17 protein-coding genes and 1 riboswitch are annotated in these 20,054 nt (G+C 36.9%); of the genes, 10 read left to right on the top strand and 7 right to left on the bottom strand.

Translation table 11 applies throughout. The annotated features are described in order from the left end of the window. Window position 1: 1 nt before the first annotated feature. The 9 genes from KO524_RS05375 (at window position 2) to KO524_RS05335 (ending at window position 9,798) form a co-directional block, all read left to right on the top strand. The gene (locus KO524_RS05375) at window positions 2-580 is read left to right on the top strand and encodes a thiamine phosphate synthase (protein WP_219291374.1); all 579 of its coding nucleotides are present in this window, start codon (window positions 2-4) and stop codon (window positions 578-580) included. After that, window positions 559-1,314, top strand: a complete 756-nt coding sequence (locus tag KO524_RS05370) for a bifunctional hydroxymethylpyrimidine kinase/phosphomethylpyrimidine kinase (protein WP_219291372.1) — start codon at window positions 559-561, stop codon at window positions 1,312-1,314. The genes KO524_RS05375 and KO524_RS05370 overlap by 22 nt, the downstream gene beginning before the upstream one ends. Next, window positions 1,304-1,933 carry a thiamine phosphate synthase gene (gene thiE, locus KO524_RS05365; RefSeq protein WP_219291369.1) on the top strand — a complete coding sequence of 210 codons (630 nt, stop codon included), beginning with the start codon at window positions 1,304-1,306 and terminating at the stop codon, window positions 1,931-1,933. The genes KO524_RS05370 and thiE overlap by 11 nt, the downstream gene beginning before the upstream one ends. Continuing rightward, a complete protein-coding gene (locus tag KO524_RS05360; protein WP_219291366.1) occupies window positions 1,920-2,690 on the top strand; it encodes a thiazole synthase in 771 nt (256 codons plus the stop codon). Before thiE ends, KO524_RS05360 begins: the two co-directional genes overlap by 14 nt. A 1-nt stretch (window position 2,691) precedes the next feature. Next, window positions 2,692-3,801 (top strand): 2-iminoacetate synthase ThiH, encoded by a 1,110-nt coding sequence (thiH, locus tag KO524_RS05355; protein WP_219291362.1) that lies wholly within the window; start codon window positions 2,692-2,694, stop codon window positions 3,799-3,801. Between the two features lie 37 nt (window positions 3,802-3,838). Beyond that, window positions 3,839-4,549, top strand: coding sequence for a HesA/MoeB/ThiF family protein (locus KO524_RS05350; RefSeq protein WP_219291360.1), 711 nt, complete (start codon window positions 3,839-3,841; stop codon window positions 4,547-4,549). A gap of 334 nt (window positions 4,550-4,883) precedes the next feature. After that, entirely contained in the window at window positions 4,884-7,694 is a 2,811-nt protein-coding gene (locus KO524_RS05345; RefSeq protein ID WP_219291801.1) for a TonB-dependent receptor, read from the top strand. Window positions 7,695-7,745: 51 nt separating this feature from the next. Further along, entirely contained in the window at window positions 7,746-8,732 is a 987-nt protein-coding gene (locus tag KO524_RS05340) for a metallophosphoesterase (protein WP_219291357.1), read from the top strand. A gap of 4 nt (window positions 8,733-8,736) precedes the next feature. Further along, the gene (locus KO524_RS05335) at window positions 8,737-9,798 is read left to right on the top strand and encodes a phytase (protein WP_219291354.1); all 1,062 of its coding nucleotides are present in this window, start codon (window positions 8,737-8,739) and stop codon (window positions 9,796-9,798) included. A 109-nt stretch (window positions 9,799-9,907) separates the two neighbouring features. On the opposite strand, the gene KO524_RS05330 is transcribed toward KO524_RS05335, so the two are convergent. From KO524_RS05330 to KO524_RS05315, 4 genes are all read right to left on the bottom strand, one after another. Further along, window positions 9,908-10,069: a hypothetical protein gene (locus tag KO524_RS05330; protein ID WP_219291351.1), complete on the bottom strand. Its 162-nt coding sequence runs from the start codon at window positions 10,067-10,069 to the stop codon at window positions 9,908-9,910. Between the two features lie 193 nt (window positions 10,070-10,262). Next, window positions 10,263-11,456, bottom strand: a complete 1,194-nt coding sequence (fabV, locus tag KO524_RS05325; protein ID WP_219291347.1) for an enoyl-ACP reductase FabV — start codon at window positions 11,454-11,456, stop codon at window positions 10,263-10,265. Between the two features lie 192 nt (window positions 11,457-11,648). Beyond that, window positions 11,649-12,395, bottom strand: coding sequence for a 3-oxoacyl-[acyl-carrier-protein] reductase (gene fabG, locus KO524_RS05320; RefSeq protein WP_219291343.1), 747 nt, complete (start codon window positions 12,393-12,395; stop codon window positions 11,649-11,651). A 55-nt stretch (window positions 12,396-12,450) separates the two neighbouring features. Next, a complete protein-coding gene (locus tag KO524_RS05315) occupies window positions 12,451-13,770 on the bottom strand; it encodes a Na+/H+ antiporter NhaC family protein (RefSeq protein ID WP_219291340.1) in 1,320 nt (439 codons plus the stop codon). Between the two features lie 56 nt (window positions 13,771-13,826). Beyond that, window positions 13,827-13,926, bottom strand: a riboswitch (SAM-I-IV-variant riboswitch). A 232-nt stretch (window positions 13,927-14,158) separates the two neighbouring features. Between KO524_RS05315 and KO524_RS05310 the strand changes: the two genes are divergently transcribed. Then, on the top strand, window positions 14,159-14,647 hold the full coding sequence (locus KO524_RS05310; protein ID WP_219291337.1) for a hypothetical protein: 489 nt from the start codon (window positions 14,159-14,161) through the stop codon (window positions 14,645-14,647). 64 nt (window positions 14,648-14,711) lie between these two features. Here KO524_RS05310 and KO524_RS05305 read toward each other — a convergent pair whose 3' ends face one another. The 3 genes from KO524_RS05305 to KO524_RS05295 all read right to left on the bottom strand — a co-directional run bounded on the left by KO524_RS05305 (window position 14,712) and on the right by KO524_RS05295 (window position 20,010). Continuing rightward, window positions 14,712-18,428 (bottom strand): phospholipase D-like domain-containing protein, encoded by a 3,717-nt coding sequence (locus tag KO524_RS05305; RefSeq protein WP_219291334.1) that lies wholly within the window; start codon window positions 18,426-18,428, stop codon window positions 14,712-14,714. Between the two features lie 4 nt (window positions 18,429-18,432). Beyond that, window positions 18,433-19,017: a T9SS type A sorting domain-containing protein gene (locus tag KO524_RS05300; RefSeq protein ID WP_219291331.1), complete on the bottom strand. Its 585-nt coding sequence runs from the start codon at window positions 19,015-19,017 to the stop codon at window positions 18,433-18,435. A gap of 420 nt (window positions 19,018-19,437) precedes the next feature. Then, window positions 19,438-20,010, bottom strand: coding sequence for a DUF417 family protein (locus tag KO524_RS05295; protein WP_370629720.1), 573 nt, complete (start codon window positions 20,008-20,010; stop codon window positions 19,438-19,440). Window positions 20,011-20,054: the final 44 nt, after the last annotated feature.

Here is a 20,054-nt window from a genome sequence, read left to right as displayed (position 1 = left end):
TATGATAGTCATTTCCAATCCGACGGCAATACCAAATGAAATCACACGAATCAAAGAGCTTTTCGCAGCGGGATTAAACTGTTTTCATTTGCGCAAACCGCAGTTAACCGCCAAACAATTGAGCCTATTACTCGAACAAATCGGATTGGAAAATCATTCGAAAATCGTATTACATCAACATTTTTCTTTGACCAATTACTTTAATATCCATCAAATTCATTGGAATACTGACTTGCGAAGTCAATTAGATCCATCATATTATAAATCGCTTAGTCTTTCTACTTCAACACATTCTATCGCTGAGTTTAACGGTTTAAGTAAGGATTTCAAAAAAGCGTTTATAAGTCCTATTTTTCCATCTATTTCTAAAACCAACTACCAAGTAGATACCAATTGGAAACTAGAATTAGCAAAGCGCAGCAACTACCATACAAAACTCATTGCTTTAGGAGGCATCAGTCCTTTAACCATTCCATCCCTAAACTCTTATGCTTTCGATGATTTTGCCCTATTAGGCACTATATGGAACACAGAACAGGGATATAAAAACTTTAAAACATGTCAACAATTCGTCCTATAGTAATGAGTATCGCTGGATTTGATCCCAGTGGCGGTGCGGGGGTTTTGGCAGATTGTAAAACGTTTGAATACCTCAAAACTTACGGTTTAGCCTTACTTACAGCCAATACTTTGCAAACAGCAGATACTTTTATTTCGATAAATTGGTCCCCCTTAGACAGGGTGCTTGTAAGTTTGGATTGTATGTTAGTTACTTATGATATCCAAACGATTAAAATTGGAATAACTCCCAACTACGAGTATATCTACAGTCTTGTAAAACACATTAAAACAGTGAATCCAAACATTAAAATCGTATGGGATCCCGTTTTGAAATCTACTACAAACTTTTCTTTTATAGCGTCACCAAATCCTGATATGCTCAGTCAGTTGCTCGGATATATCGATTTAATAACTCCGAATATAAACGAAATACAAACTTTGGTCGACGGCTCTAATGATCCCATTGAAAAGGCAAAAACATTGAGTCTATTTACAACAGTTTTACTTAAAGGTGGTCATCATCAAACAGCCGTAGGTCTGGATTATCTCATTGAAAATCAAAATATAGTTTACCTACCTCCTACAGTGCATAAAGTATATGAAAAACACGGTTCTGGTTGCGTTTTATCTGCCGCTATTAGTGCAGAACTTGCAAAAGGGCTGTCGATGAAGCAAGCCTGTTTTAACGGAAAATTATACGTAGAGAAATTTTTACAATCAACCCCTTCATTATTAGGCTATCATGATATCTAAATCTCATTATATTTCGGATGGAGAAACCGAAGAACGTCAACTATACAACATTAAAAGCGCCTTGGATATAGGCATTAAATGCATACAATTTCGCTTTAAAAATGCCGAAAACCAACAACGCCTTCACACGGCAGAAAAGGTAAAATTTCTCTGTGATGAATACCATTGCGACCTAATAATCAATGATCATATTGATATTGCCTTAGACCTGGATGCCAACGGAGTTCATTTGGGTTTGTCGGACACTTCGATTGCTATTGCGAGAAAGCTAATGCCGAATAAAATTATCGGTGGAACAGCCAATACTTTGCAACATTTAATACAGCGAAACCGAGAGGGCTGTGACTATATCGGTTTGGGCCCTTATCGTTTTACAGTGACTAAAAGAAAATTGCATCCCATATTGGGCATCGAGAACTATAAAATCTTACTATCCGACTGCGTTCGAATGCAATTATCAACTCCGATAATTGCAATTGGAGGCATTCAACTTGACGATATCGAAGAACTGCTCCGATTTGGAGTTTATGGTATAGCGTATTCTTCTTTAATAAATAATTCAAACGATAAAAAATTAACCGCTTTAACGATTAACAATTTACTATATGGACACATTTAAATTTCAAGACAAGATTTTCAGCTCTAGGCTGTTTTTGGGTACCGGTAAATTTGGTTCTGCCCAATTGATGGAGGAGGCGATTTTAAAATCGCAGAGTCAATTGGTAACTGTGGCACTTAAGCGTGTGGATTTAACCGCTCCAAAGGATCATTTATTACAACATTTACAACATCCTTCCCTATCTCTACTTCCCAACACATCGGGTGCGCGCAATGCAAAAGAAGCCATATTAGCTGCGCAATTAGCTAGAGAATCTATGGAAACAAATTGGTTAAAGTTAGAGATTCACCCCGATCCGAAATATCTGTTACCCGATCCTATCGAAACCTTAATTGCCACAGAAGCGCTAGCGAAACTGGGTTTTATCGTCTTGCCCTATATACATGCTGATCCCGTTTTATGCAAGCGGTTGGAAGATGTTGGAACTGCAGCCGTTATGCCTCTAGGCGCTCCAATAGGATCTAATAAAGGACTAAAAACCCTAGACTTTTTGGAGATTATCATTGAAAATAGCAAAGTACCTGTTATTGTAGATGCGGGAATCGGTTCACCTTCTGATGCTGCAAAAGCTATGGAACTCGGTGCAGATGCCGTATTGGTCAATACCGCCATTGCAACAGCTAAGGATCCTGTGGCAATGGCTAATGCCTTTCGTTTGGCCGTTATTGCCGGACGTCAAGCATTTAATGCCCAACTTGCTCCTATGACAAACCATGCTCATGCTTCGAGTCCTTTAACTTCATTTTTATTTGATTAAAATGGCTTTTACTACAATTTTAAAACAATTTGACTGGGACGATGTACAACATAAAATTTATTCCTCAACACCAGAACAAGTACAGCACAGTCTAAATAAATCTAAAAAATCTATCGATGATTTCTTGGTATTACTCTCCCCTGCGGCTCAACCTTTTTTAGAACAATTAGCACAAATCAGTCAGCAATTGACTCAAAAGCGATTCGGTAAAACCATACAAATGTTTGCCCCAATGTATTTGAGTAACGAATGCCAGAATATCTGTACCTATTGCGGTTTTAGTATGGATAATCGCATCCCTAGAAAAACCTTAAATCCACAGGAAATTATTACAGAAATAACCGAAATTAAATCACAGGGATATGATCATATTTTATTGGTCTCCGGTGAAGCAAATTATAGTGTCAACATCAATTATTTTGAAGAGGCGATTCGATTGATCAAACCGACTTTTTCAAATATTTCAATCGAAGTACAACCACTATCTTTAGACGAATACCGTCGATTACATCAACTCGGTGTTCATGCTGTTTTGGTCTATCAAGAAACCTATCATAAGGCTGTCTATAAAAAATACCATCCCAAGGGCAAAAAATCTAATTTTGAATTCCGTCTGGATACCCCCGATCGCATAGGATCGGCAAGTATACACAAAATGGGACTGGGCGTTTTACTCGGTCTGGAAGATTGGCGCACTGATAGTTTCTTTAATGCTCTGCATATCGACTATTTACAAAAAAACTATTGGCAAACAAAATACTCGGTCTCTTTTCCTCGACTTCGCCCTGCTGAAGGAACTGTAGCACCCAATTTTATCATGCACGACAAAGATCTGGTACAACTTATCTGTGCTTACAGAATTTGGAATGAGGATTTAGAAATATCCATTTCTACCCGGGAAAGCGAACTGTTGCGAAATCACATCATCGGTTTAGGAACCACCAGCATGAGTGCCGGTTCCAAAACAAATCCCGGCGGCTATGCTGTAGATCAAACATCCTTAGAGCAATTCGAAATATGTGATAATAGAACTACTCACGAAATAGCCGCCTTAATAAAAAGCCTGGGCTATGAACCCATTTGGAAAGATTGGGACCGCTCCTTTATATAATCAACATACTTTTACTGCATACTAACTATAACTCAAAATGATAAATACTTCCGATTTTTTACGTTACAACAGACAAATGGCTATGGAAGAGGTCGGTATATTGGGACAAACAAAAATCAAACAAGCCCGTGTTTTAGTCATTGGTGCTGGAGGATTAGGCTGTCCCGTCGCTCTATACCTAGCTGCTAGTGGAGTTGGAACATTGGGCATTGTTGATTTCGATACCATCGAAATTCACAACCTGCATCGCCAAATACTATACCACGAAAAAGATGTTAACCGCTACAAAACAACCGTTGCCACAGAACGACTTAAAACGGTTAATCCACATATTACTATACGTACACATAACGAAAAATTAACTGCTGAAAACATCGCATCTATTTTAATCAATTATGATTATATCGTAGATGGATCGGACAATTTTAGTACGCGATATCTCGTAAACGATAGCTGTGTTCACTTGAGTAAAACCCTAATATATGGTAGTATTTTGGGCTTTGAAGGTCAATTAGCCGTTTTTAATCATCAGGGATCAAAAGACTTAAGAGCACTTTTTCCAGCAGCCCCCGATCCAAAACTGGTACCCAACTGTAGTTTAAACGGTGTTTTAGGAACTTTTACTGGAATTATCGGTACGATGATGGCACATGAAACCCTCAAAGTAATTCTTGACTTACCGCATTTAAACAATGAACTACTGCTCATAGACACCAAGAACTGGATTTGGAGTAAATTACGGTTTTAACAGTGTTTTTACAAATACAGCAAACACCATGCTTTGTAAAAAAAATCCGCTCATATACCCTTTTGAGGGTGTAATTGACAATCGCTTAACATAAAACGTCGCAAAGGCACTTGCCCTACAAGTATTTAGAATACCAAAAAAAGCTTAGTAAATAATTAAAAACCAAAATATTAGAATAATAATCCATACTGTTTTTCGAGAATATGAAATGAAGAACTCCTTTACCATAAGATAAAGTGGCGTTTAAATTTGAATCTCAAACATAACCGGGCATTAACTTCAAGTTAACAGCACTACGGTACTTTAGCGCCATTAATAACCACAACTATTTATGATGAAAAAACTACTGTTTCTATTTTTAGCATTTTTGCTGAGTTACTTAGCACAAGCTCAAAAAACGGGTATTATATCGGGTAAAATCACCGACGCCCAAGACAATATTTCCTTGCCCGGAGCCACCGTACAGTTACTCGACTCGGGAAACAAATACACCATATCAAACCAAATTGGAGATTATGAATTTTTAAATGTTCCATCCGGAACGTATCAACTGCAAGTTTTATATATTGGGTACCAATCCCATATTCAAGAGGTGGTAGTGGTAGCAGGTAAAAATACCCTAACTCATATTGCGCTTGGTGGGGATACTAATAGCCTAGAAGAAATTGTAATTGGAGCTTCCTTAAAAGGCCAATCCAGAGCCTTAAATCAACAAAAGAACAATCGAAATATTACCAATATTATTTCCTCTGATCAAGTAGGCCGTTTTCCGGACTCCAATATAGGCGATGCTTTAAAACGCGTGCCCGGTATCACTATGCAAAACGATCAAGGTGAAGCGCGTAACATCATCATTAGAGGATTGGCACCTTCTTTAAATTCTGTAACCTTAAACGGAGACCGTATTCCGTCAGCGGAAGGAGATAACCGAAATGTGCAAATGGATTTAATTCCTTCAGATATGATTGCGACTATAGAGGTAAACAAAACCCTTACTCCAGATATGGATGCCGACGCCATTGGTGGTTCCGTGAATCTTATAACTCGTGCAACTCCAAACGGAGAGCGTATTTCAGCTACTTTAGCTGGAGGTTATGCTCCTATTCGTGAAAAGGCCAATTATACCGCCGGTTTGGTTTATGGAAATCGTTATTTGCAAGATAAATTAGGTATGGTAATCAGTGCCTCCTATAACAATAATGACTACGGTTCTGACAATATAGAAAACGTATGGACCAAAGACAAAATGGGCAATACCTATCTTGAAAAGGCAGAAATACGCCAATATGATGTTCAGCGAATCAGACGTAGCGGAGCTGTTGCCCTCGATTATAAATTTAATGACAACAATACCATCTATGCCAATGCGATTTACAATTGGAGAGACGATAGAGAAAATCGTTTTAGAACAACTTATGATAAAATAGAACCTACTTATAATGGGCAATCGATCACGGGTTATACCGGAAGAGTTAAACGGGAAACCAAAGGAGGAATAGACAACAACCGAAATAAAAACAGAAGACTGGAAGAACAACGCGTACAAAACTACTCGTTAAAGGGAGAACATCTTTTAAATTCCAAATTGGATTTAGATTGGTCGGTTAACTATGCCAAAGCAAGGGAATACCGACCTAACGAACGTTACATTGGTTTTGAACAAAAAGGTGTCGCCATGGAAGAAAATCTAAACGATCTTCGTAAACCTTTAATCATTACGTCTGGCGAAAATTCCAAATCTTTTAAACAAGCTGCATTGTCTGAAAACACCAACAATACGGAAGAAAGTGAATTGGGAGCCAAAATCAACATCCGCTTTCCTTTCTCTGTTATTGACGGACAAAAAGGTCGCTTGAGAACCGGTTTGCGAATTCGCTTAAAAGACAAAGAACGCGATAATGATTTTTACAGTTATACCCCTATTAATAAAATTACACTTGCTGATGTACCTAGCAGTTATTTTGACGGGAATGGATTTAACCCAGGTAGCCAATATATTGCAGGACAATTTGCATCGGCTTCTTATTTAGGAGGACTTGATCTTAACAATACAGCCTTATACAAAGGCGAACAAGATCCCGCTGAATTTCTTGCAGTTAACTACAAAGCAAAAGAAAACATTTATGCCGCCTATATCAGATGGGATCAAGATTTAAGCAACGAATTGTCCATGATTGTTGGTGCGCGTATCGAAAATACACATATCGACTATACAGGAAATAGAGTTTTGGACGAAGAAGAATTAGAAGGTGAAATCAATACTACCAATTCCTACACCAACATACTTCCTAGCATTTCCTTTAAATATGATGTTACCAAAGACTTTATACTGAGAACAGCATTTACAACAGCCTTAGCTCGTCCAAATTATTATGCACTGGCGCCTTATGTTAACAATATCGCTTCAGATTCCCAAATACAAGCAGGAAATCCAGAATTAGATGCCACTTACTCGTATAACTTTGACTTTATGGCTGAAAATTATTTTGAATCCATCGGTTTAGTTTCTGGAGGTTTCTTCTATAAAAATTTAAAAGATTTTATCTATACGTATAGTAACAATCAATATAGCACTGCTGATTTCGCTAAGGATTTTCCTACACAAAACAATCCTATCCCAGCTGGAGAGGATTGGACTTTTGTCCAAGCTAGAAATGGAAAACAGGTTAATGTTTTCGGATTTGAGGTTGCCTTTCAACGACAATTGGATTTTCTACCGGGAGATTTCCTAAAAAAATTCGGTATCTATGCAAACTATACGTACACCAAATCCAAAGCTCAAGGAATTGCCGACGAAGAAGGAAACGAAAGAAGTAATATTACGTTACCGGGAACAGCCCCTCATATGTTTAACGGGTCTTTATCTTGGGAAAACAGTAAATTCTCCGCTAGAGCATCGGCTAATTTTGCTTCGAGTTATTTGGATGAATTGGGTGCCGACGAATTCCACGATAGCTATTACGACAAACAGTTCTTTTTGGATTTGAATGCTTCTTATAAGATTACAAAAAGCATCCGAATATTTGCTGAAGCCAATAATCTTACCAACCAAGCCTTGAGATATTATCAAGGTGTTTCGTCAAATACCAAACAATTGGAGTATTACCAACCGCGTTATAACTTAGGTCTTAAATTTGACTTTTAATCCAAAAATTCTGGTAGTCTAAACACTGCCAGAATTTTATTTATTTATATCATGACAAAAAAAATTCTATTACTTTTATTTGTACTCTATTGTTTTAGTGCTTTTTCACAAGATTTTCTCGCAGAAGAAAAATCGGGTTATAGAGAAGGTTTTATTTCTGAATTAAAAACGGAACCCAAAAGTTTAAATTTTTTACTGATGGGCGATTTCGGAAGATTTGGACAGTACTATCAAAAAGAGGTTGCCGAACAAATGGGTAAGGCAGCCATGACTATAGATGCTGATTTCACTATCAGTGTAGGCGATAATTTTTATCCAAACGGGGTACAAAGTGTTACCGATTATCAATGGATATCCTCCTTTGAAAGCATTTATAAAAACATTAGTCTGCACCACAATTGGTATGTTGCCTTAGGAAATCACGATTACAGAGGTAATATACAGGCCCAAATTGACTACTCCAAAATTAGCAGACGTTGGCAAATGCCGGAGAAATATTACAGCAAGACTTTTGAATTAAAAAACGGAGAAAAAGTATTGATGTTATTTATGGACACCAATCCCTATATCAAGAGTTATTACAAACCGGGGAGCGATATGTATGATAATATTATTGCTCAAGATACTGCTGCACAAACCTTATGGCTTAAAAACCATTTACAAAATGCGGATTCGTCCATAAAATGGAAAGTAGTTGTGGGTCATCATCCTTTATATAGCGGCGGAAAACGAAAAACCAGTCCCGATACCATAGCCTTCGCAGCGCAATTTGCCGATATCTTTGATCAGTATCAAGTTGATGCCTACTTATGTGGTCACGAACATGATTTACAGATTATCAAACCAAACGGTCGCTACACTACACAATTTTTATCAGGTGCAGCTAGCGAAGTTCGACCAACAGGAAATACGGAAGGCACATTATTCTCAAAAGCAGAAGCTGGTTTTATGGCTTTTTCGATAACTCCTACTAAAATGTTAATCCAAACTGTAAATGCTTCGGGAAAAATTATAAACACCTCAGAAATTAAAAAATAAAATCATGAAAAGATCTATATACCCTATTCTATATACCCTATTACTTTCAGGCATACTAACAAGTTGTAAAAACGATCAATTGGCGCCAGTTAGAGCAGACGCCATAAAACCCGTTGTAATCACTGAACCGACCCCACACGATACCGACGACCCCGCCATTTGGATACATCCTACTGACCCGGCTAAAAGTCTTGTTATGGGTACAGACAAGGATAGCGACGGTGGTTTATTTTTGTATGACTTAAACGGAAAAATCGTAAAGAAAAGCATCCCTTTACAAAGACCGAATAACGTAGATATTGCTTATGGACTAAGTGTAAATGGTAAAAAAGTAGATATTGCTGTCACTACGGAACGCGAAACCAACAAAATTAGAATTTTCTCCCTACCCGATTTAGAACCGATAGACAACGGTGGGATATCAGTATTTGAAGGGGAAACAGAACGCGGACCAATGGGCTTGTCGTTATATACAAGACCAAGCGATCAAACTATCTTTGCCGTAGTGGGACGAAAGTCTGGTCCCTCTGGTACTTATTTATGGCAATACCAATTATCTGATAAAAACGGGGCAGTTGATGCCAAAGTAGTCCGAAAATTCGGCAGTTTTAGTGGTAAAAAAGAAATCGAAGCTATTGCTGTCGACAATGAATTAGGTTATATTTATTATAGCGATGAACAAGCGGGCATCAAAAAATACTTAGCAGACCCTGCTGCAAATGACAATACGGAATTGGCCTTTTTTGGAAAAGACGACTTTAAATCTGATCACGAAGGTATCGCCATCTATAAAAAGACGCCGACAACTGGATATATACTAGTATCCAACCAACAAGCCAATACCTTTATGGTATACCCAAGAGAAGGAGCAAACGGAAACCCCAACGAATATCCACTACTTGCTGAAATCCCCACTTCAACCATAGAATGTGATGGAGCCGATGTTACGCATATCAATCTAGGTCCTAAATTTCCAAATGGTATGTTTGTCGCGATGAGTAACGGAATGACTTTCCATCTGTATGATTGGAACATCATCGAAGAACTGATTAAAAAAGCGAAATAAAACTGGATTGAATGAAAAAGCTTTCACCTTATCCAATACATCTCAATCCTAGATAATTAACCCTATACAAAAAGTTTGCATCTTTTTAATATAAAAGATGCAAACTAAATTAAGCTTCTTTAGACTTCTCATCGTTTGTTTTTTTGCCTTTATCCGACCCCATCAATAAGAATATGGCAGCCACTATGGCAATACATACCACGGCAAAAACACCAATCATTATAAAAGCCCCATTACTAAAAGAATACAAAGCAGTTGTAATTGTAGTCATAGTTTATGTATTTATTTAAAAATAAAAATAACAGTAATAAATCATAAAAAAAATGACAATTATCATATTCATCTAAGATAAATCAAAATAATTATTCGTTTTTAACAGGAATTAAAACAAAATAAAAAACGACAAAACTCCTACAAAATAACATTTGTAAGGGTTTTGTCGCTAATTTATAAAGAGAATATTTTTAAACCAATCCTGGAATCTGTACCATCTCATCAACCTCAACATCATAGTCAACTCCAGCAACTTTAAATCCAAAAAGATTAAAGAAATCTTGTTGATATCCAGCTAAATCACCTAATTCAGGCAGGTTTTCGGTGGTTACTTCTTTCCACAATTCTATAACTTTTTGCTGAACATCCTTGCGCATTTCCCAATCGTCGATACGGATTCTTCCCTTTTCATCGGTTGGAATGGCTTTAGAAGTATATAAACGTTCTTGAAAAAGTCGTTGGATTTGTTCGATACAACCTTCGTGTAAATTTTCCTCTTTCATCACTTTGTACAATAAAGACATATACAACGGAATGACAGGGATAGCCGAACTCGCTTGAGTTACTAAGGCTTTATTAACCGATACATAACCTTTTCCGTTGATGGATTTTAGAGAATCTGTAATTTCGAAAGCCGTAGCTTCCAAATGATCTTTTGCGCGACCTATGGTCCCTTTTCTGTAAATCGCTTCTGTCAATTCTGGGCCTACATAAGAGTATGCCACTGTAACAGCGTTTTCAGCTAATAAGTCTGCTTGTTTTAGCGCTTCAATCCACATGGCCCAATCTTCACCACCCATGACAGCGATAGTATTTTCTATATCGCTATCGGCCGTTACCGGTTCAATAGTAATGTCAGAAATATCACCCGTATGGAAATTTACTGTTTTACTTGAGAATTTTTGACCGATAGGTTTTAATACAGAATTAAAAACCTCTCCAGTATTGGGATGTGTACGTCTAGGCGAAGCCAAACTATAAATAACCAAATCAATTTGTCCCAAATCGGTTTTAATCAAATCTAATACTTGGTCTTTTATTTCGTTGGAAAAAGCATCTCCATTAAAACTTTTTGCATACAAACCTGCTTGCTGCGCTTGGGTTTCAAAGGCAGCTGTATTATACCATCCTGGTGAAGCGGGTTTACCTTCTGCAGGGGGTTTTTCGAAATATACCCCTATAGTTGCCGCATTCGATCCAAAGGCACTAGTGATTCTCGATGCCAATCCAAAACCAGTAGAAGATCCAATAACCAATACCCGTTTAGGTCCGTCAATAGCTCCTTTAGATTTTACATAATTAATTTGATTAATCACATTTTGCTCACATCCTTTTGGATGTGCAGTAAGACAAATAAAGCCACGTACTTTAGGTTCTATAATCATAATTTTTTTATCTTTTTATATGCTGGTAAAGCAACTATTTTATCCTTTATATATACTCTAAGTACAAAAATAACTAAAGTATATTACATCTACTAAATCTATAGAAAAATAACTAAAACAAAAACAGTAACAAGGATGACTCATTACTGTTTTTCAATATTTTTTTAATAACGCTGTATACGTTTATCTCAACTATGTTAACATTCCTCCATCCACATTCATAACTTGCCCCGTTACATAAGCCGATAAATCAGAAGCTAGAAAAACACAGGCATTGGCAACATCTTCTGGTGTACCTCCTCTTTTTAACGGAATCGCATCTGTCCATCCCTTAACCACATCTTGCGGTAATTTTCCCGTCATTTCCGTTTCAATAAAGCCCGGTGCAATGACGTTACAACGAATATTTCTAGAACCCAATTCCAAAGCTACTGACTTAGAAAAACCAATCACACCGGCTTTTGAGGCAGCATAATTCGTTTGTCCAGCATTTCCTTTGACACCAACCACAGAACTCATATTAATAATAGATCCTTTTCTGTTTTTCAACATAATGCGCTGAACGGCTTTGGTCATATTAAAAACCGATTTCAAATTGACCTCAATAACGCTATCGAAATCAGCTTCTGACATACGCATCAATAAATTATCCTTGGTGATACCAGCATTGTTTATCAAAATATCGATATTTCCAAAATCCTCTAAAACCGTATCAACCAGTTTTTGAGCTGCCTCAAAGTCAGCTGCATCGGATTGATAGCCCTTTGCGCGTACTCCTAAAGCGATCAATTCATTTTCTAATACTTGAGCTGCTTCTGCAGATGAACTGTATGTAAAAGCGACATTGGCTCCTTGTTTTGCAAAAACCTCGGCTATTCCTCTACCAATTCCTCTACTGGCTCCTGTGATAATTGCTGTTTTTCCTTCTAGTAATTTCATGTAAATACGTAATTAATATGTTGCAATGAGTGGCAAATATAAACATTTTAGAATACTATAAAATATTCTCTGCTTCTACTCCCTTTTTTTTATTGTTGCTCATAGTGATACTTACTGCTGTTATAATCAAAAGGAAGTATAAATAGTAGGCGTTTTTAACCAAATCCAGATAATCTAACTTTCCAGCTGTAAAACTCAATAGAATCAAAACCTGGGCTCCATAAGGCAATAACCCTTGCACCACACAAGCAAAGATATCTAATACTGAGGCTGCTTTGGGTTTGGAAATCTGATATCGGCTGGCGATATCCTTTACTAAATTACCCGATATTAAAATGGCTACTGTATTATTGGCTACGGCCATATTAACACTACTCACCAAAAAACCGATACCCCACAATGCCGATTTTTTATTGCGAATTACCGTTTGCATTTTTGTTAATAAATATTGAATTCCCCCTTGTTTTTCTACCATACTCGCTAAACCACCCGTAAACATAGACAATAAAAAAATCTCAATCATCGAAAGAAAACCGCTATAGACCAAATTGGAAAATACGATTACATCCATAGACTGTCCCAACGCTCCTATAACTCCAGCCACAACAATACTGAGGGTTAATACGATAAAAACATGTAATCCTAAAACCGATAATAGAATCACCAATACATAGGGCAACAAAACACTCCAATGCAGATTTACTGTTTTAGTTAAAACAACTGAAGGCTCCACCACCGTATCCATACTTAAGAAATACAAAAGGAAGCAACATAAAATAGCCGCCGGTATAGCCAATAACGAATTGGCCTTAAACTTATCTTTCATCTCACAACCAATGGTTTGAGTTGCCGCTATAGTAGTATCTGAAATTAAAGACAAATTATCACCAAACATAGAACCTGCCAAAAGAGAGCCACATACCAAACCCAAAGAAATCCCGCTTTGATCGGCTAAACCGATTACAATGGGCCCTAATGCCACTATAGCACCTACAGAAGTACCAATAGATAAGGACAAAAAACACGCAATAAGGAATATTCCTAAGGGCAAATATTGTATGGGGATATAGGACAAGCCCCAATGAACCATCAAATCTACGCCACCTATAGCTTTGGTCACTGTTGCAAAGGCTCCTGCTAGTAGATAAATCACACACATGGTGATGATTTTACTGTCTCCGCAACCAGCAATAAAGTGATTTATCTTTTCCGTTAGCGGTATGCGAAACATTATAAAAGCCATCACTACTCCTGCAATTACTGCAACAGGTGAAGGCAATTTATAAAAATCGTCCAAGTAAATACCTGCACCTAAAAATACAGAGATAAAAACTAAAAAGGGAAATAAACTGTAAGCTTTGTTTGTTATTTTCATATCAAATTATCGTTTTAAAAAAGTTTATTAAAAGCGTTGATATAAAATCGAATATAGAAATCAACATTTTTTCCAATTGCTTGGCTTATCCTTGGCAGCACCTTGCTTGTTGAGGCAGGTTGCTATTTCACTGAAATGAAATTCTTAATAATGGCACAAATATAGGATATATATTTAAAAAGACATCAGAACAAAGAATAATATGACTCTCTTAACAACTGAAAAACTTGTTTTTAATTGATTTATTTTGTAAATTATAGAAAGAATTATTCTCTTTTATAAATAAATAAAGATACTAATACTAGGTATATTCCCATTAGTTGCTAATTCTATTAAAAGTTTGATAAACACCGTGAAATCCGTTACTTTTGGTATAAAATAAATGACAATGAAAAAAGTAATTTTAACCGCAATTTTAGGTTTTACAACTGTGCTTTCAATTCAAGCGCAAGAGATTTCAAAAAACGCACTAGGTCTGCGTTTTAGCGACAACGATGGTTTTGGAACAGAGATTTCATACCAAAGAGCACTTCAAAAAAACAACCGTTTAGAGTTTGACTTAGGATGGCGTAGTAACCACGATTTCAAGGCTTTCAAAGTAGTAGGTCTTTACGAATGGGTTTGGAACATCGAAGGAGGTTTTAATTGGTATGCTGGTGTAGGTGCTGGTATTGGAAGCTGGAAATACAAAGGTAAATATCACAAAAATTTAGATAGTGGTTCTTTCGGTTTAGTAACCGGTACCGTTGGTATTGAATATAATTTCGACATACCGTTGCAAATCTCTCTAGACTTCCGTCCCGAGATGTACTTTAATGACGATTATAGAGACGGTATTCAATCCGATTTCGGATTGGCTATCCGCTATAAATTCTAAGCGCATAACATTTCGAAAAACCGCTGTGCATTACTATGTTCAGCGGTTTTTTTATGACTATAATTTAAAACATCACCCATTCTCTTATGCTTTCAGGTCGATATCCAAAACTTTTGGACTCATAATAGGAATTGAGTTTGTCATGTATCAATCGATTGGCAAAAGGAGCGTAAATTCTCTGGTTTGCAAGTCTAATCGTCTTACTGCCTATATCCAAAAGTCTTGTTGGAAAATGTTTGTCAAAATACTGCCAGCTATGATTATTTCCAGCTGCGCCTACCGCATTTTTATAAATCCGATTTAGGAATAAATCAGTATTACTTGGTTCAGAATGGATACTTCTAGTAAGGATACCGTTAACAGCCTTATAATTGACCGCATCATTAAAGGCATAATTATACGCATTAAAATCTCCGCTTAAAAAGCCCAATGGATTTTCTGTGGTCCACTTTCCCATATCCGCCCAATAATCCCTCCTGCCAAAACGCAGCAAATCCGTTCGATAATCGTAACGCCCACCTGCATATCCAAAAGGCGTATAACCCGGGTTTGTGTCTATTAATAGCTTTCCAAAAGCATCATAACTCAACAATTGGTTTATATCCCCATTAACAGCATCTACAACCAAACGTAAAGACCCTCTTATATCCGTAACCAAATAATGATTCTGATTACCCAAACGCATCAGCAAAGGAATATCATTTTCCGTATAGAAATACGTACTTTCAATACGATCTTCTTTATTTAACTTAGCCAAGGGTAAGTCATTGTGACCATACAACCATTTTTCAACGAGATCACCGTTTACATAAGTGGCTATTCGACGTTCAACTGCATCGTACTCATAAACGACATGCCGTTCCTTCTCACTCATCGCATTTAGTTTTCCGAATACATCATATTCCAATTTTTTATTATTTATTACAGTATTACCCGACTTGGTGAGCACTGATGTCAACTGTCCAGCCTTATTGTAGTACAGTTGTCCGCTTTGGTCAGTGCCTATAAGTTCCCAAGCCGTAATTTGATTCCGTACACTGTTGGAAACAATAAGAGCTTCTTCATCTCTATGGACACTGCTTCTATTGCCAAAATCATCGTAATTATAGTATTCAGATGTAATCCCGTCTTTGAGAAGCTGCTTTAACTGACCTTGCTTATTGTAGTTGTACTGATATACAGCAGCTACTCCATTAATCCGCTCATTAACCGCTGTAATTCGCTGCATACCGTCATAGTGATAGTTAGCGTTAAAGATTTCCTTTTCCTTGTATCTCACCTCCTGTTTAACCAATAGCCCCCATTGGTTGTAATTCCTATTCTCTACTAGATTCCCCAGTTTTATCGTCTCGATTTCTCCGGAATAGGGTTTTCGAATTAACTGTAGATCCCCAGCCTTTATCACTCGTCCATAAGCATCAAATAGATATTGATTACTGCTCATTCTTCCCCTGCCGTTACGCACCGCTTTAGAATACATATTAATGGATAACAATTGTTGCTTCTCTGAAATTTGTTGGTTGAAATATTGCACAGTAGCCGAAACCGTACCCTTAGATTCTATAGTATACTTATTGAGTTGAGCTAACTGTATATCCAACTGATTTCCTGTACTTGTATTGGCCAACAACCTAGAATTACGATGATTATAATTTATATAAAAATCTGCCGAATACAACTTGCTTAGATTCCTATGGGAATCGTAATCCCATTGTAACATTCTGCCTTCGGCATCGATAAGCGCTTTAGGAAACGACCATTCATTCCAAATGGTCTGCAAATGGTCCGGTTGATTTGGAATATGGTATACCTGCTTCGACTCCTGCCCTAGTGGATAGGTCCAAGAATACTCCCCCTGTCCCGCATTTACTGTATGAACTTTGTTGCCGTTAAAAGATATTGAAGCCTTAAAAATCGGCGTTTCGATTCCGACTCTTCTATCGTTATCATAGGTGTTGACATAGCTATAGTTTAAACTATCTGATGATCGAAATTGGGAGGCTTCTACTTGGCCTGTGGCATTGTATTGATAGTTGATTAAAAACTGCCCATCAAAATAGTCTTCCATTTTTGTAATCAGACTATTGTTCTCGTTATAAGTTAAATTTATTCCCTTTAGATAAGCAGTATACAAATGACCATTCTTTTTAAAATACGGATCATATAAAGCAGGGCAAGCTCTTGCTACCCGTTGTTTTAAATACACATACTCATCGGCTGTAAGGGCAATGGGATGATAAACTAACGGAATATACCTGTTCGATGAATTTAAGTAAGTTAACAAATCGTTATAATAGTTTTCTTCCCTACCCGTATTCCAGATTTGTTCAAAATTGTCCACATATTGTCCTACGGTTATCGGAGCTATATCCCGATTAAATACCAATAAGTTTTCCATGCAATTGGTTTCCGAATTATAAGAATAGTTATAGCTGCCAATAGACACTACTTTATCGTCAAAAATCGCGTATTTGTTGTGCATCGTTTTGGATGTACTGTAGTGCCATTTGTAGGAATATACCTTAAATCGAACAGCGATATTTGCAGCGGTCAACGCAGCACTATATTGAAAATTCTTTTCCCAGCAATCGCGTATTTTTGTAGGCGTATTCGCTCTAGACAGACAGGAATCTCGTTGTTTTATTTGATATTCGTGATAGCTTTGACTTATATATTCGTTTTGATCGGTAAATACCCTAATTTCCATTTCTGGATTTTGCTGCTTCTTGAATATTAAGGCTTCACATATCGAACGGGATCGTAAGTAATTCGCAGCAATTTTAATTGATTTTTCTGCCTCGTTGATGAGTTGTACTATTTTGTCAGATAAAATTTGTCGATTTTCATATTTTGAAAAAGTGGGACCGTGAATTGTTGAATTAGAAATTCTATAGTTTGAACTGGTAAACAAAACATCTACATCACTAGAATCACTTAACAAACGGAGTAAACTATCTGAATTTATCAATGGATACTCATAGGCTTTACCAAATTCTCTTGAATGGTTCCACAGCAATTCAAAATTGGCTCTATAGCTCAAAACCGCATCCGCCTCAGTGATAAAAACACTGCTGTCGTTATAATTCCAATTGCCCTTGGCATTCCAATTTCCACTAGAAGTTAGCACTTTTTGATTATCTCGAATAGCATATTTATTGTGGTTGGTTTTGTTGACATACTTAACATCTATACCCATATCCTCTATATAATGAGATAGGGTACCCGAAGTTTTACTTCGATCATTTAGTGCGCCCTCATACAACATCCGTATCTGAACTTGCCGTTTTTGGGCTCTTTCCAAGGCAAGTAACACATCCTCGTTGGAAATACTATAAATAGACACTTCTAATTTTTCTACGGCTTGATCTATAAAATCAATCAACTCTTCTAAATAACCCGACAGCTCTTGCTGTGGGCTAAAAACAACCCGGAAAAACGGATCGAAAAGCTCAACATCATCACTTTCACTATATATTTCAACACTAAAAGTGTTACTATTCAACCAATCGGTACATTTTACACACTTTACTTGATGTATATAGCGGTAAATTCCCAGCTCCTGCTCTTCGGGAATGATATAGATAAAATCGTTAGCGTCGGCTATTATTTGATTGTTTTCCAACCATTGATAAACGATATCATCACCTTGACTAGCCTGTTCTACTATTGGTATCACATAGGGTAAATCACTTTTTTTAATCCTAATATCTTGAGCATATATACCAAAGGGAATTATGAATAACAGAACTAAAACAACCAGATATTTACTTACTGTTTTCATCCTTTTAGATTTTTATAACTTTTCTGGTTACGCTAGTTTGATTATCAAGCTGTGCCCGAAGCACATAAAAACCTTTAGGCAGCTCCGTCAAATCAATAACCCGCTGTTTAATACGATCTGTGTAGGACAAATGAAATAGCTGATTTCCCTTCAAATCATAGAGTGAAACCCCTATTATAGGGTACAAAGTAGATACTATAGTGGTTTTGCTTTGAATTGGATTTGGAAATAGAACAAGATCTTGGATGTCGGTATTTTTAATTACTGTAATGGTAACCATATCATAAACATCGGGGCAACCCATTAAAAACGATTTTACGGTATAGGACGTGGTTTCGGTTGGAGCTACCCTCGTGTTTTCAATTTTTTTACCTTTGCTATACCAAGTGAGTTCTCCACTGTTTTTTATGGTATATAGTTTTAAGTGCTCTCCACTTTTGATGGCCACATCGTCCATAACAACAACCTGATTGTTATGAGCAGTTGTAATTTGTTCATTGACTTCGGTTCCGATGATAGCCGTTTTAATACAAGGACATTGGGAATGAGTACGCATACTCATCAAAAAAAGTAACAACATGATTTTCATGATATTTAATTTTAAAGTGAATAATAATCTTCTAAGATGATCTCAGTGATCAAATTCCCTTTAAAAGTCTCATGATATCAGAAAACGCAACAGGCGATTCCACCGACCGGCATTAATAATTTTTTGTCCGAATGCTCCTTTGTAGCGACTATTAAAAGGATATAATATTTAAAAATCTTTAGTCTAAGTAACTTAACTGTGTAAATCCTCCTGCTTTCCTGAAACTATTTAGACTACAGAATCTCAATGGATATAAATATATAAATCAAAACAAAACCATTGAAAATCAAACTGTTAAAATTGTTTTTTTTAACAGTTCCTCTGTGAGTTTACGTCTATTTACTCCCAACCTTTTTGGGCATTGGGAAAGAAAGGGCTATAAAAAATCAAGGGGTTTTGCATTGATGCAAAACCCCTTATTTAAGACTTGTTTATTATGCGCTGCGCACTATCTGAAGCACATATTAAACCGGCAACCATCATGATTACATCTTTTAAAACCAATCTACCCGCTCCTGATAAATAGGGGAAACCGAAATATTCGGTGGGAAAATCGCCCCCTAAATTGGGAACATAAACCTCTGGAGTACTAATTAAAAAAGACAAGGTTACCAACGACATTCCGAAAGTGAGTAGCCCCCCTAAAACGCCTATTTTAGGAAAGAATATTCCCATAAAGAGAAGTAGTCCTATCGTTACTATTACCGCACCTAAAGCATAAGAAAAGACATAGGTACCGTTTGCCACATGCCATGCTTTATTAACCGCAACCTCTTTGCCTTCTGGGTTTTTATACTGTTGGTATTCCGGTGCCGGTTTGTTATAGAAAAACCCCATTAACGGACTGTTCGCTACAAAGGGAACTATACCATCAGCCTCGTATGGAAAAACTTTAAGTCCGCCAATCCAAAGCATTACCAGAAATATGGAAATTCGAAGTAAATCGATAAAACGCTTTTGAAATTGAGTCAATTGAATAAGTAAGAAACGCAGCATATCTAAAAAAATTAGTGATACTGCAAAGTTAGAATGGATTC

This window comes from Flavobacterium sp. NKUCC04_CG, assembly GCF_019345525.1.
Lineage (GTDB): Bacteria > Bacteroidota > Bacteroidia > Flavobacteriales > Flavobacteriaceae > Flavobacterium.
The sequence above is the reverse complement of the archived record's forward strand: the minus strand, read 5'-3'. Positions and strand labels throughout refer to the sequence as shown.